General features: G+C 60.4%; 17 protein-coding genes. 9 read left to right on the top strand and 8 right to left on the bottom strand.

Annotated elements, in window-relative coordinates; translation table 11 throughout:
* The first annotated feature begins 218 nt into the window (after positions 1-218).
* Both LNV08_RS06065 and queE read left to right on the top strand, forming a co-directional pair.
* The gene (locus LNV08_RS06065; RefSeq protein ID WP_263532772.1) at positions 219-1,325 is read left to right on the top strand and encodes a 6-carboxytetrahydropterin synthase; all 1,107 of its coding nucleotides are present in this window, start codon (positions 219-221) and stop codon (positions 1,323-1,325) included.
* 9 nt (positions 1,326-1,334) lie between these two features.
* Positions 1,335-1,970 carry a 7-carboxy-7-deazaguanine synthase gene (gene queE, locus LNV08_RS06060; protein WP_263532771.1) on the top strand — a complete coding sequence of 212 codons (636 nt, stop codon included), beginning with the start codon at positions 1,335-1,337 and terminating at the stop codon, positions 1,968-1,970.
* A gap of 60 nt (positions 1,971-2,030) precedes the next feature.
* Here queE and LNV08_RS06055 read toward each other — a convergent pair whose 3' ends face one another.
* Positions 2,031-2,699: an OmpW/AlkL family protein gene (locus LNV08_RS06055; RefSeq protein ID WP_263532770.1), complete on the bottom strand. Its 669-nt coding sequence runs from the start codon at positions 2,697-2,699 to the stop codon at positions 2,031-2,033.
* 31 nt (positions 2,700-2,730) lie between these two features.
* Entirely contained in the window at positions 2,731-3,876 is a 1,146-nt protein-coding gene (locus LNV08_RS06050; protein ID WP_263532769.1) for an SGNH/GDSL hydrolase family protein, read from the bottom strand.
* Between the two features lie 540 nt (positions 3,877-4,416).
* On the opposite strand from LNV08_RS06050, the gene LNV08_RS06045 reads away from it, so the two are divergent.
* The 6 genes from LNV08_RS06045 to LNV08_RS06020 all read left to right on the top strand — a co-directional run bounded on the left by LNV08_RS06045 (position 4,417) and on the right by LNV08_RS06020 (position 7,413).
* Positions 4,417-4,740 carry a nucleotide pyrophosphohydrolase gene (locus LNV08_RS06045; RefSeq protein ID WP_263532768.1) on the top strand — a complete coding sequence of 108 codons (324 nt, stop codon included), beginning with the start codon at positions 4,417-4,419 and terminating at the stop codon, positions 4,738-4,740.
* Positions 4,737-5,411 (top strand): PolC-type DNA polymerase III, encoded by a 675-nt coding sequence (locus tag LNV08_RS06040; protein ID WP_414858687.1) that lies wholly within the window; start codon positions 4,737-4,739, stop codon positions 5,409-5,411. Before LNV08_RS06045 ends, LNV08_RS06040 begins: the two co-directional genes overlap by 4 nt.
* Positions 5,412-5,564: 153 nt before the next feature.
* A complete protein-coding gene (locus LNV08_RS06035; RefSeq protein WP_263532767.1) occupies positions 5,565-6,083 on the top strand; it encodes a GNAT family N-acetyltransferase in 519 nt (172 codons plus the stop codon).
* 282 nt (positions 6,084-6,365) lie between these two features.
* On the top strand, positions 6,366-6,692 hold the full coding sequence (locus tag LNV08_RS06030; protein ID WP_263532766.1) for a hypothetical protein: 327 nt from the start codon (positions 6,366-6,368) through the stop codon (positions 6,690-6,692).
* On the top strand, positions 6,692-7,138 hold the full coding sequence (locus LNV08_RS06025) for a PIN domain-containing protein (protein WP_263532765.1): 447 nt from the start codon (positions 6,692-6,694) through the stop codon (positions 7,136-7,138). Before LNV08_RS06030 ends, LNV08_RS06025 begins: the two co-directional genes overlap by 1 nt.
* 50 nt (positions 7,139-7,188) lie before the next feature.
* Complete coding sequence (locus LNV08_RS06020) at positions 7,189-7,413, top strand: hypothetical protein (protein WP_263532764.1); 225 nt, start codon at positions 7,189-7,191, stop codon at positions 7,411-7,413.
* Here the strand turns inward: LNV08_RS06020 and LNV08_RS06015 are convergent.
* The 5 genes from LNV08_RS06015 to LNV08_RS05995 form a co-directional block, all read right to left on the bottom strand.
* Positions 7,410-7,658 (bottom strand): hypothetical protein, encoded by a 249-nt coding sequence (locus tag LNV08_RS06015; RefSeq protein WP_263532763.1) that lies wholly within the window; start codon positions 7,656-7,658, stop codon positions 7,410-7,412. The two genes, LNV08_RS06020 and LNV08_RS06015, sit on opposite strands and share 4 nt — an antisense overlap.
* A 145-nt stretch (positions 7,659-7,803) precedes the next feature.
* Positions 7,804-8,943, bottom strand: a complete 1,140-nt coding sequence (locus LNV08_RS06010) for a hypothetical protein (protein WP_263532762.1) — start codon at positions 8,941-8,943, stop codon at positions 7,804-7,806.
* Between the two features lie 126 nt (positions 8,944-9,069).
* Positions 9,070-9,471 carry a DUF3597 domain-containing protein gene (locus LNV08_RS06005; protein ID WP_263532761.1) on the bottom strand — a complete coding sequence of 134 codons (402 nt, stop codon included), beginning with the start codon at positions 9,469-9,471 and terminating at the stop codon, positions 9,070-9,072.
* A gap of 91 nt (positions 9,472-9,562) precedes the next feature.
* A complete protein-coding gene (locus LNV08_RS06000) occupies positions 9,563-10,144 on the bottom strand; it encodes a cob(I)yrinic acid a,c-diamide adenosyltransferase (RefSeq protein ID WP_263532760.1) in 582 nt (193 codons plus the stop codon).
* Positions 10,145-10,231: 87 nt separating this feature from the next.
* Positions 10,232-10,489 carry a hypothetical protein gene (locus LNV08_RS05995; RefSeq protein ID WP_263532759.1) on the bottom strand — a complete coding sequence of 86 codons (258 nt, stop codon included), beginning with the start codon at positions 10,487-10,489 and terminating at the stop codon, positions 10,232-10,234.
* A 149-nt stretch (positions 10,490-10,638) separates the two neighbouring features.
* Here LNV08_RS05995 and LNV08_RS05990 point away from each other — a divergent pair, with 149 nt between their 5' ends.
* The gene (locus tag LNV08_RS05990) at positions 10,639-12,051 is read left to right on the top strand and encodes an FAD-binding oxidoreductase (protein ID WP_263532758.1); all 1,413 of its coding nucleotides are present in this window, start codon (positions 10,639-10,641) and stop codon (positions 12,049-12,051) included.
* A 9-nt stretch (positions 12,052-12,060) separates the two neighbouring features.
* On the opposite strand, the gene LNV08_RS05985 is transcribed toward LNV08_RS05990, so the two are convergent.
* A complete protein-coding gene (locus LNV08_RS05985) occupies positions 12,061-13,344 on the bottom strand; it encodes an MFS transporter (protein ID WP_263532757.1) in 1,284 nt (427 codons plus the stop codon).
* Between the last annotated feature and the right edge of the window lie 56 nt (positions 13,345-13,400).

Below are 13,400 nucleotides of genomic sequence, written 5' to 3'. Positions count from 1 at the left end.
GCAAAGTTGTTATCTGCCCATGCGAATGTTCAGGCACATTGGCCCACATTGTTTGGCCGCATCCAAGTGCTTGAATCGACTGAGAAAACTGCACTTACCCACAGCCACAGGCCTGCACCACTACGACTACCAAGTATAAAAATTACAATAAGGAGATAGATACAGAGCGCTGCTTTTCAGGCTCAAACCAGCCCGCCTCGCCGGCCGGCACGATATTCATGCGCACTCAAACGATTTACTCCGCCTCCTGCAGCTTCGAGTCTGCTTGCCAGATCTCCGCGCTGCCCGAGGGCCACCGCAGTCGCGGCCTGCACGGCCACAGCTATTTCGCCACCATCCGAGCCCATTTGCCGCCCGACTGGGCACCTTTTCCGGGTGCGGAGGTGGAAGAGCTACGCCGCCGCCTGGAAGCTTGCGCCGCACCCTTGGATCACGCCCTGCTCAACCATTCGATCGCCGAGCCGACCGACGAGAACATCGCACGCTGGATCAAGCAACGCTTGGAGACCGAGTTCGGCGTGCCCGGTATTCAGCAGGTCGGCATTCAAAGCACGCAACATTCGGGCGTCGATCTGGACGCCGATGGCATGGCTCATGTCTGGCGGCGCTATCGCTTCCAGGCGGCGCACCAACTACCCAATGTGCCGCCGGGGCATAAATGCGGCCGCATGCATGGCCATGGCTTCGAGGTCATCGTCCATGCGAATCAGGATTTAGGCGAGCGTGATCTGAGCGTTGACTACGACCATCTGGATGAAGTCTGGGCGCCGTTTCATATGCTGCTCAACTACCACTGCCTGAACGAGATCGAAGGCTTGGGCAACCCGACCAGCGAGGTCATCTCGGCTTGGCTGTGGGCGCGTATGAAGCCGCAGCTGCCCGAGCTCTCATGGCTGACGGTATACGAAACCGGTTCCTGTGGTGCGAACTTCGATGGCAAGAATTACCGCATCTGGAAGGAGCTGACATTGGACAGCGCCATCCAGCTCAAGCGCGCGCCCACCGAGCACCCGCTGCGCGGCATCCACGGCCACACCTACACGCTGCGCTTGCACCTGAGTGCCGAGTTAGATCAGCTGATGGGTTGGACGGTTGACTTTGGTGACGTCAAGACACAGTTCGATCCGATCTTCAAGGCGATCGATCACCGGCCGCTGTTCGAGATTGCCGATCTGCCCGATGGCGACACCGCCAGCCTGGCCGCCTGGGTGCTGGCCAAGGGCCGGGCTGTGCTGCCGCAATTGGACCGTGTCGATATGTATGAAACGCGCGGTTGCGGGTCCATCGTCAGTGCGGATATTGAGGGGCCGGTAATTCCGGTCTGAAGGATCAGCATGACTTACGCAGTGAAAGAAATGTTCTACACCTTGCAAGGCGAGGGCGCTCAAGCCGGTCGTGCTTCGGTGTTCTGCCGCTTTGCCGGTTGCAATCTTTGGAACGGCAGGGAAGAAGATCGCACTTCAGCGGTCTGCACGTTTTGCGATACCGACTTCATAGGCACCGATGGTGAGGGTGGCGGCAAGTTCAGTACTGCTGAAGAACTGGCTGATTCAATTGCTTCCAAATGGCCAACAGGTGTAGCCGGCAAGCCCTATGTCGTCTGCACCGGCGGAGAGCCCTTGTTGCAGATCGACCCGGCCTTGATTGACGCGCTGCATGCGCGCGGCTTCGAGATTGCGGTGGAAACCAATGGCACCCAGCCTGCACCGGCGGGCCTGGACTGGATCTGCGTCAGCCCCAAGGCCGATGCCGAGATGGTCCTGACGCATGGCCATGAGCTGAAACTGGTGTTTCCACAGCCCTTGGCGCGGCCCGAGCGCTTCGAAGCTATGGGCTTTCAGCATTTCTTCTTGCAACCGATGGACAGCATTCTGAAGGCCCAGCACACCTGCGAGGCGGTCGCCTATTGCATGGCACACCCGCAGTGGCGTCTCTCGGTGCAGATGCACAAGGTCATCGGCATTGCCTGATGAGCTGAATAGAAAAAGGGAGCCCAAGGCTCCCTTTCTTCAGCCCGGAACGAGCAGCACTTAGAAGGTGTAGCCAACTCCGAATGAATAGGCCATCGGGTTCAGTTCAACCTCGATGGTCTGACCGGTGGACAAGGACCCGGTCGTTTTCAACATCACCTTGGTGGCGGAGACATTGAGCGACCAGCGATCAAAGAGCTTCATGTCCAGACCCAGTTGCACGGTCGGGCCGAAGGAGTTCTTCATCGACATGGTGGTCGGATTGCTCGGCAAGCCGCCGGTAATGCCGGAGAGCACAGAGGTGGCCTTGGTATCGGAGAACACCGCATAGGTCACACCCGCGCCGACAAAGGGCCGGAACATGCTGGTGGGGGCGCCGAATCGGTATTGCGCCGTGACGGTGATGGGCAAGGCCTTGACATCGGACAGCTTGCCCGTGCCATCAATCGCGCCAGCGCCCAATACTTCGTGCTTGAACGGAATGCCGACGGGCACATCGATGGCGATGTTTTCGGTCAACATGTAAAAAATGCCACCGGTGACTTGGCTGGAATTGTTGATATCAACCTTGGTGCCAGCGGGGCTGGGTGCCGACAGATCGCCGCTGCTGACGGCCGGCCGGATCGTCGTGGCGCCGAGTCGAACTGTGAAGCTGCCAACGGTTTGGGCTTGTGCTGCGCCGGCTGCGAAAACAGCGATCGCGCTCAGGGAGAAGAGATATTTTTTCATGGTGTGAATGCTCCTGATGCTCGGCCGCGCTTTACAGCCAACCCTTGATGGCGATGGCCTTGGAAACCAGCTGACCCAACAACTGATGGCCATAGGGCGTGGGGTGGAAACCATCGGAGAAGGCATAGCTCTTCCACCAATCGGCGCCGCTGACGCCGGCAGGCGGTGCAGCCGACAAGGCCTTGGCCGTGCAGGTTTCGAAGGTGTAGGTCGGCAAGCCATCAGCGCCCATGCCTGTCGCTGGGCAAGCAGGCGTCTTCACATTGCTGAGGCTGAACTGCGCGGGGAAGTTCACTTGATCATTGAAGCCGGAATAGAAGTCAACGATCGCCACCTTGCTTTCACCGGCATATTTGCTGTCCAGCTGCTTGTTGAAGGCCGTCATCCAGGATCTGAACAAAGCGTCCGACTGGGCGCGTGCCGTTGCACCTGCTGTGCCGCCGCCCGAAGCGGCCGCTATACCGTCCAACACCATTTGAAAGCGTGGGGTGTTGGTGATGCTGGGCATGTTCAGAATCACGACGCGCTGCGCTGATTTGTCCAACACATTGGCTTTGATCGATGCATGGAAGAGATCGGCCAGGGCCAGCATATAGGTGGCGCCGCCCGCTGCAATGGTGCTTGCACCGCCGCTCATGATCGCGCCGACCTGTGCCGGCGTCAGCAGGGTGCCCAGCAGCTTCATATAGGCCGCGCCGCCGTCTCTGGGGATAGTGAGGTAGGCGCCCACCAGGTCGGCAGCGTCATTGCCGCCGCCGTCGATCACCACCAGGTCGGTGGGGCTGAAGCTGCCCACGGCTGCTGCGGTTGCCAATTGAACCGGCACGCGGCGTGGGTCGGCTGCGGCCAAGCTGGCTGAATTGATCACACCGCCGCCGATGGCGAAGTTGCTGCAACCGGCCTTGGGATTCGGGGCGAAGGTCACGCCGGTAAAGGTGTAGAAATTGCAAAGGGTCTGGCCATAGGCCGCTGCAATGCGCTCGGGGTAGATCAAGCTGTCCGGGCTTTGCACCGTGAACTTGAGCCCGAAGGTGCCCGAGTCAGCCAGGCTGTCGCCGAAGACCTTGACCGCCGTGATGGACACGGCAGGCGTGGTATCGGCACTGCTGCCGCCGCCACAAGCGCTGACGAGCAAACTGCCCGCAAGCGCCAAAAGGGTGATGTGAAACTTCTTCATGGTGTTGTCTCCTGCTTATTTCTGCACCTGACTGTCAAACCATCCTGGCTTGCAGCGCTGCTTCACTCTATCGACTCGGACCCGCTTCCTCGCCGGGGTTTATCCCCATCTGTGGCGCCCATACACGGGATTTATGTCAATTTAGAGGAGCCGCTCGAAAAGCTTGTCACGTCGGGGACAGCGTAGCTGTTGGCTTTATTTTGGTCTGGCGGGGCTAGCTACCGGGTCGACCAGATGTTGTCAATGAACAAGGCTGTGGATAAAAAAAGATCAAGCCAGACCTTATCCACAGGGTGGGCTGAAATTTGAAAGTTGTTCCTGTTTGAGTGACAGCAGCAAGAGGGCTTCGCCCACATGGTTTGAAACAAGCTAAGTGCTTGTGGCGTCAAGATAAATTTGGCTTATCCACAGAAACAAGCCCGCTCTACTAAGACTACTAAGTTAAAAGATTGAATTGCTATGAATAAGAAACGCGTGAACATTTTTTGCGCTTGCACAGTTGGCCCAAATTCACTCGGGCTCATGCCACACTGAGCTCCCATGAATATCGAAGACTTGCAAAAGCGGCTGCGCCAATTCGCCATCGAGCGCGATTGGCAGCCCTACCAAACGCCTAAAAATCTGGCCATGGCCATGGTGGTTGAGGCGGCAGAGCTGGTGGAAATTTTTCAATGGCTGACGCCTGAACAGTCTCAGGAGATTCAGAACGACCCGGCCAAGCATCAGCATCTGGGCGAAGAGATTGCCGATGTGATGCTTTACCTATTGCAGATCGCCGACCACACCGGTGTCGACATCAACGCTGCGCTTGAACGAAAGTTGCTGCTCAATGCGATCAAACATCCGGTGGCCAGTGCTTCATGAGCAAGGCCGCTGTGCAAACCATCGCGGTGATCGACTTTGAGACCACGGGTTTGTCTCCGAATGGCGGGGGCCGCGCAACCGAGATCGCGGCGGTCTTGGTAAGCGGCGGACTTATCGTCGATGCCTATCAAAGCTTGATGCACACAGGTGCTTGGGTGCCGCCCTTCATTGAAGAGCTGACCGGCATCAGCAATGAAATGCTGGCGGACGCACCCAGCGCCGAGAGCGTCATGCAGGACTTGGCCTTGTTCACCCAGGGCTGCCCCTTGGTCGCGCACAACGCGGCCTTTGACCGGGGCTTTTGGCAGGCGGAGATGGCCAGGGCAGGCTGTATGCCCGACCCCGCTCATGAGAGTTTTGCCTGCACGGTCTTGCTGGCGCGCAGGCTTTATCTCGACGCGCCCAACTGCCGGCTCGGCACTTTGGCGCAGTTTCATGGCTTGCCGGACTCAGGAAAAGCTCACCGGGCCATGGCCGATGCAATGACAACCGCTCATTTATTGCTGCGCATGCAGCACGATATTGCCGAGCGCTTTGCGGGCGAATTGGGCTCGTTGCCGGTGGAGCATGGCCTGCTCAATCAGCTGCAACGAGCGCATAAATCGGCGCTCAAACGCAGTGTGCAAGACTATGTCAAACGCCAAGGCGTGCAAGCCTTGGCCACGCATTGACGGGGGCTTGGAGCGCTGTTTACGCGTGGATTGGGCGTGGATTGGGGCTCAGGGCTACAAAAATATCGCGCTGTCAAGCGCCGATGTCAGCCGTTTTGGCAAGCAAAATACCGCCCTTCCGATTCGTATTTGTTCCAGCAAAGTTGCTTCCGTATGTCGAGTATTCAGGTTCGCCCCGCCACACTGCGTGATGCCAAAGGCATCGCAGAAATTCATGTTGCCGCTTGGCAGGACGCGTACAAAGGGCTTTTGCCCGACGCCGCGCTGGACGCACTTTCTGTGCAAAAGCGCCAGGCTTTTTGGCGTGAAGCGATCGACCTGTGCGAGCCCCAGGTGATCGTTGCCCATATCGACAATGAGCTGATGGGCTTTGTGGGCTTCGACCGTTCGCGCGACAAGGGCACACCGTCCAGCACCGGCGAGATCTGGGCCATGTATGCCAACCCCATCCATTGGGACAAAGGCGTGGGCCTGGCCTTGTGGGACGCCGCACGCGACGGCTTGCAAGAAGAGGGCTGCACCAAGGTCACCTTGTGGACCTATCTGCGCAACGAGCGTGCGCTGCGCTTCTTTGAGTTGGCCGGCTTCAAGCGTGAGCTGGGCAGCGCCAAGACCACCGAGGTCGCCGGTACGCGTCTGGAAGAGCTGCGCCTGCAGCGTTCGCTGGTCTGAACCGACCTTGAACAGCGCAGCCATCGCAAGATGGCCGCCACGAATAAGCCGTGAGCCCGGGTGCCGCGGCTTTTTTTTCGGCCTGTTTTACGGTGTCTTTCCAGCCCGCTTGAACCCTCGATTTCGCCTTGAGGGTCAAGTTTTGCCAAGCCTTTTTTTACTCATTGCTTTCTTGCTTTCCGTCCGCAAGGAAGCGCGAAAGTAATGAATCCTTACTTTGCGAAAAGACGAAAATTGCTCGCCAAACTCACTTCAAAAAATCAGCTGACCCTGCCCAAAAGCGTGACCGATGAACTCGGGCCGGTGCAGTACTTCGAGGTCCAAAACAAGGCCGGGCAAATCATCCTGACACCGGTGCGGATTCAACGTGGCGACGCGCTCAGGGCCAAGCTGGCGGAGCTCAAAATCGACGCCAAAACCATTGAGTCGGCGCCTGCGCGGCCCGTATCGCCGGCGGCCAAGAAATCAGGCAAGGCAGCCGCAGCTTCCAAAAAATCGGTTGCAAAACCATTGCCAGCTGTTGCAGGCGGTGGACGACGCAAGACTTCCGCTACAACAGCGGATTTGAAAGCGGGCCTGAGTCGCGCCTTTGCCAAGGCGGTCAAGTGATGAGCCCTGCCCAGCCGCCGCGGGTAGCCTTCGATACCGCCGTTGTTTTGAGGGCGCTGCTGCTCAATGATGCGAACGCCAAACTGCTGCGCAGAGCTTGGCAAACGGGGCAATGCCAAGCTTTGGTTGCGACCGATTCTGCACAGGCCTTGATGCAGGCGCTGGCCTTTCCGGCTTTTAAGCTTGACGAAGCTCAGCAGCTTGAATTGTTGGCGGATTTTTTGCCCTATGCCGAGGTGGTCAACGGCCAGATGCCCGCCAGCTCCGAGTTGGAGTCGCTGCCTTTGCTGACGCTGGTTCGATCAGCCCTTAGCGCTGAAGCGAGCCTGGCGCATGTCGTCAGCGATTGCCCCAAGTTGCGCAACAGTCTTGGGCGCTACGCGAAGCAGTTGAAGCATCCGGCCTTCAGCGTGCTGGGGACGGAAGAGTTTTTGGCCCTGCTTTGACGGCACTTGCAGGCAAGTAACGGCTTACTCTGATACATTGCCGCCTCCCCATGCTCAACAACAGTTTCAGTCATTCGGTCTCTACCGGTATGTGGCGCGTCGTGTTTTACGAGCGTCGCGCCAACCGCGTCATTCTTGATAAAACCGGGCCTTGGCTGCCGACAAAAAAATTGGCCCAAGAATGGGCCAATTGGTTCGGTGCGCTGGGCTATCACGTCGCTTTACAAGATCAGTTCGGTGATCTGGAGCGACTCAGCGTGGGCCTGCCGGGCTAGGCCGCGACAGGCTTCTTGTCGTTGACGGCCTGTTTACTTGGCAGCGCGGCGGCGAGCCACGAAGCCGACAAGGTCACCATCGCCCAGCCGTCTTCATCGGCATTGAAGGAAGTGAAAGCCAAGTCGCCGGTTTTCAAAGCCGCTTGTGCCGGCGCGATGGCCGCAGCCGCGAGGGCCAGGGCGAGCAGAGTCTTTTGCATGAGGTAGTCAAAAAAGTAGAAAGTAGGTGTTTGTTTGTTGTTCATTCACCCCTTTGCAAGTCTCTGGGTGTTCCTCCTCCCTGTCAGCGTGGTGGTGCAGGCGGACTATGCTGGTGGCGCATGATGCAGTCGTGAATTGACCCCTGTAGTCCTCCTCCGGCATTCAAGGTGGAGGGACGAGCAGACCAAGTCAATGTTCAAGATATTGGCTGGCAGCGCAAAACCCACCGCGCTCCAGGGCCCAACCATCAATGGCGTTGGGCTGTGTCAAGTGCTGGACATGGACGGCATTGACCAACTGCTTGGCGGCAGCGCGTTGCAGCAAGGCCTCGGCCTGAGCCGCGCTGAGTTGCAGGGCAAAGCGGGTCCAGCGCTTGAGCAGCAGCGGCTGCTGCCAGGCGTCTTCAAGCGCCCAGCGGATTTCTTGCTCGCGGTGCAGATTGCTGACCGCCAGCACGCGCGGCGCCAGGGCCAAGACAAAGCGGTTGAAGTCGGCCTTGCAAGCTTCGGTGGGTAAGAGCGCTTCGATGCGCGCCAAGCGGGCGCTCCAGCCCGGCGTGGCCAGTTGGCGCGTCAACATTGCTTGCAAAGCCTGGATTGGGTTGAACAAGCGCAGGCGGTTTGGCGGCAGAACCAGCAAGGGCAGGGCGGCTGCCTGCGCATGTGGCAGCTCGGTCACGAAACTGCACAGCAAGGCCACGCGTTGCCACTCGGCAGCTCCTAAGCCGGCGATTCGGCGGATAGGCCCTGTCTCGACGCTGCGAGCCACCTCGGCGGCCTCTGCCCAGCCATATTGAGCCTTGGCCAGATTGGCCGCCCGGCTCATCATCACCAGATTGCCGGCGGCGTAGCCAGCGTCATCCCGCACTCGGTCGAGCTGTGCCTGGTGGCGACTGCCTTGATGCGCATCCAGGGGCTGACGGGTGATGGGGCAGAAGTTGACCCCAAGCTGCTGCAGGTAGTTGGGCGTCAGCTGAACTTCTTCGAAGCTGCGCCCGCGCGACCAAGCATGGGTGCGCAGCAGCAGCCATTGCTGGGTGTGGCGATTGGCGCGCAAGGTGCGGCGGCCGAAGGTGGCGCTGCCAGCTTGAAAACCCTGACGCAAGGGCGAGCTGGCATAAAGCTGCAGCGCCGGTGGGGTCAGGCCATGATGGGCAAAGTCCCAGCCGAGCGCAAAGCCCACGCTTTGGGTGGCCGGCACCATGGCGCCGGGTTCGCGGGCGTCTTGAAGGCCCGCTGGCTCGATGCCTAGTTCTAATTGGGCCGGGCTTTGTGCCGATCCGAACTTGGTGTTGTCTAGAACTACTGCCGCTGCGGTGATCTGTGCCATGGTGTGCTCCGGGGTTGCCGGCCAGCTGCGAAAGGGATGAACACCACTTTCGTCTGACCTTGCAGCGGAGTTTGTCTGGCAACTAGCTCATAGGCTGAGCCAGTAAAAAAACAGAGCAACAGTAAATCAGCTCAGCAGCTCAAGCGGCACATCGCCGCCGTTGTCGGCCAGCTTTTGTAGCACGGTCTTGTGCAACCACATATTCATCTGAGCCGAGTCGCTCATCTTTTCGGCCGGGCAGCCGAGTTCGGTGGCCAACTCTTTGCGCGAGGCCAGGCTGCTGTCCAGTTCCAGCAACTTCATCAGATCAACGATCGAGACCTTCCAGTTGAGCTTTTCTGCATGCGCGGCCGCCAGACCGTCAAGTTGCGCCACCACGTCAACCACCGAAATGGCGACCGGTGCTGCTTCGGCGACGGTCGGTGCAGCAGCTGCAGCTGCTTCCACTGCGACAGCCGGTACTTCGGCGGCTGCAGCCGGCTTGGCGCCAAAACCGAGTTTGTTGAGGATATTGCTGAACATTCCCATTTGAATCATCTCCCTGAGCTTGAGTGGATGGGCCAGTTTGGCCCTCCACGGCGACAGCAATATGACTGTCAGGGTCAGTCTAATTGAAGATTTAGGCCTCGGCGTCCTGGCGCTGCAGCCGCTCGCTATGCCAGTAGACATCGTCGCCACCCAGTCCGTCCAGATTGGCGCGGTTCAGCACACGGGCCAGTACGAATAACAAGTCAGACAAGCGGTTCAGGTATTGGCGGGGTGCGGCGTTGATGGCTTCCTGCGCGGCCAGAGTGACCACGGCGCGCTCGGCGCGGCGCGCTACGGTGCGGCAGACATGCGAGATCGCCGCACTGCGGGTGCCGGCCGGCAGGATGAACTCCTTCAGGCGCGGCAGGGCGGCGTTGTAATGGGCCAAGGCCTCATCCAGACGCAAGACCGCGTCCATCTTCAGCAGTTCGTAACCCGGCATGCAGAGCTCACCGCCAAGGTTGAACAGCTCATGCTGGATGGTGATCAGCAACTCGCGCACATCGTCCGGCAGCGGCTCGGCCAGCAGCACGCCGAGGTTGGAGTTCAGCTCATCCACATCGCCCATCGCTTGCACGCGCAAGTGGTCTTTGGGCACGCGGCTGCCGTCGCCAAGCCCGGTTGTGCCGTCATCGCCGGTGCGGGTGGCTATTTGTGAGAGTCGGTTGGCCATGGCTGCTGCGCCTATGTAGTTCAAGAATGGGCGGCATCTTGCCTGAAATGCCTGCCCTCCTGCAGCGCAGGGCTATGCAGATTCAGTTCAGTGGCGCTTGCCCGAACGATGGATCTCGGGCTTGTTGTGGCTGGGGTGTTGATGTTGCTCGGCATGGTGCAGCTCCCGCGGTGGGCTGCCGAATTCGGCTTCGGCCTTGCCGACTGGCAGATTGGCCGGCGGCTGCGCCGACTTGTCGAGCGCGTCGCGGCCGATGGCGCGCAGCAGATCCCAGCGCATCACACCGGCCACGGCGAGCAGCAAGACCACGATCAACGCCAACCAGCCAAGATCAATTCCGAACATAGCGAATACCTCCAATGATTTTTCAGTGATGCCTGATGCTCGCACCCGGGCGACTCATTGACAAGCGCTTTGGGTCAAAGCTGGGCTACTCTGTCGACAGTTTGTTTGTTTCTAGAGCCGGCCGCCCGTGCCGGTTGAAAGCTCTTGTCATGCTCGAAACCTTGCCTCTTGATCTCTTGAAGCCACGGCCAGTCCCGCAAGCCTTGTTGCTGGGCTTGCAGCAGCGCTTCGGTGAACGCTGCAACACCGCGCTGGCCATGCGCGAACAGCACGGCCGGGACGAGTCGCCGTTTGATGTACCGCCGCCCGATGTGGTGGTGTTCGCCGAGTCGGCCGAGGAGGTCGCTTTTGTTGTCGCGCTGGCGAACCAGCATGCTGTGCCCGTCATTCCCTACGGCGCCGGCAGCTCCTTGGAAGGCCATCTGCTGGCGGTGCAAGGCGGCATCAGCCTGGATGTGTCGCGAATGCAGCGCATTTTGCAGGTGCATGCCGAGGATCTGACCGTCACCGTGCAGGCCGGCGTGACCCGCAGCCAGCTCAATGCCGAGCTGCGCCATGCCGGCCTGTTCTTCCCGATTGACCCCGGCGCTGACGCGACCCTGGGAGGCATGGCGGCAACGCGCGCCAGCGGCACCAATGCCGTGCGCTACGGCACGATGCGCGAGAACACGCTGGGGCTGAGCGTGGTGACGGCCAGCGGCGAGCAAATCCGCACCGGCACGCGCGCTCGCAAGAGCAGCGCCGGTTATGACTTGACGCGCTTGTTCGTTGGCAGCGAAGGCACCTTGGGCGTGATCACCGAGTTGACCCTGCGTATCTACCCGCTGCCCGAGGCGGTGTCGGCAGCCGTATGCTTCTTCCCGAACATTGAGGCGGCGGTGCAGACCGCCATACAGATCATCCAGCTCGGCGTGCCGATCGCGCGTTGCGAACTGCTTGATGCGCATGCGATCCGGGCGGTCAATGCCCATGACAAGTTAGCCCTGCAGGAACTGCCCATGCTCTTGATGGAGTTCCACGGCAGCCCCGCCAGTGTGGCCGAGCAGGCGCAAACGGTGCAGGAATTGGCGCGTGATCTGGGCGGCGAGGACTTTGAATGGGCAACCACGCCCGAGGCCCGCACGCGGCTTTGGGCTGCCCGGCATCACGCTTATCTGTCGGGCCTGCAGACCAAGCCCGGCTGCCGCAGCGTCACGACCGATATTTGCGTGCCGATTTCGCGCCTGGCCGAGATCATCAATGCCTCGGTGGCGGAGGTCGAGGCGACCGGCCTGGCTTATTTCATCGTCGGCCATGTTGGCGACGGCAATTTCCATATGGCCTATCTGATTGACCCTTTGATCCCCGCCGAGCGCGAAACGGCCGAGCGACTGAGTCATCAAATGGTGACGCGTGCATTGCACTTGGAGGGCACTTGCAGCGGCGAGCATGGCGTCGGCCTGCACAAGCAGGGCTTTTTGGTCGACGAGGCGGGAGAGGGCGCTGTAGCGCTGATGCGCAGCGTGAAGGCGGCGCTGGACCCGCACAACATCATGAATCCGGGCAAGATTTTTGCGTCTTGATCGGAGCCTTTAGCGGCGTGCTGCAAAGGCTTCGGGGTAGCGCCGGCCATACCAGTTTTTGACCTGCTCGTGATCGAGCCGCAGGAAGGGTCTGAGCTCCGGTACCGCCAATAGCAGCAGTCCGCTGCCCAGGAAGCCCGCCGACAGCCATAGATAGACCTCGGCCACCTCCCAGCGCAGCAGCAGCAAGCCCGCGATTGCCGGGGCGAGCGCTGCGGCCAACTGAGCAATCATCATTTGGCCAGCTGCCATACGGGCGCGGAAGTTCTCCGGCACGGCCAGGGCGCGGTGGGTCTGGCCGACCAATTGGGTGACCGACATGGATAGGCCGATCAGCGCAAAGAGGGCCAGCAAGCCCGGTGCGGAATCGCAAACACCGATCGAGCCGACGGCGAGGCCGCACAAGGCCACGGCCACACCGATCGCACGAACCCGGCCCAGGCGGTCAGTCAAAGCATCGGCAAGGCCGGCCAATCCCATGAGCAGGCCGACCGACAAGGCCGCGCCGCAAGCGCCGAACCATAGCGCCGAAAGTTGCATAGACTGCAAGCGCAGGGGCAAGAGCATGCCGATGGCGGGCAGCAAAAATATCATCATCAAGGCGCCGGTCAGGGACCACCAACGGTCGAGCGTGACGCCCCATTTGGCTCGCAGGCCGGCGCTTATATCGCTGCGCCAGCCCCTAGAGCCAGGCGGCGCTGCGGCATACGGTGCTTGTTTCAAACGCTGCGCAGCCAAACACGCCAAGCCGAACAGCAAGACATTCAGCGTCATCGCTGGCGCCACCCCGCCGAATGCAAGCAAGGCGCCACTCAAGCCAGGACCCAGCAGACTCCCGATCGCCTGGGCGGTGCGTCGTAGTCGTATGGCCTCGGGGAGTTGTTCCGTTGCCACCAGTTCGGGAAGCATGCTCGCCTGTGCCGGCAGCAGCAATGCGTTGGCGAGGGTGGCCAGCACGGAACAGGCACACAGTAGCGCTAGGCTGTAGAGGCCGCTCGATGCCAGCAAAGCGAGCGCCAGCGCATCCAGCAGGAGGCCTGTTCTTGCCAGACGAACCAGCTGCTGTTTCGGCCAGCGGTCTCCAAAAGGAGATAGCAATGGCATGGCGAGCAGCGAACACAGCGCCGTCACCGCCCCATAGACGGCCATGTCGGCGCCGCCGCCTTGGCCCGCAATCCACCAAGCCACGCCGGTCTGAGTAGCGGCGCTGGCCAGCAGGCCAAGCAGCTCACTCAGTAGAAGCTGCCGCACGCAGGGCGTGCAGGCTTGGAGGCGGGTAGTTAGGTATGGCATGGCTGTTCGTTCCCTCGCTCGTTGTCATGGCCCGCGCAGTCTAGGAATTAGCCGCC

The sequence above is a fragment of the Paucibacter sp. TC2R-5 genome (genome assembly GCF_025717605.1).
GTDB classification, from domain to species: domain Bacteria; phylum Pseudomonadota; class Gammaproteobacteria; order Burkholderiales; family Burkholderiaceae_C; genus Paucibacter_A; species Paucibacter_A albus.
Note: the sequence above shows the minus strand (reverse complement) of the source record. Positions and strands in the feature narration are given on the sequence as shown.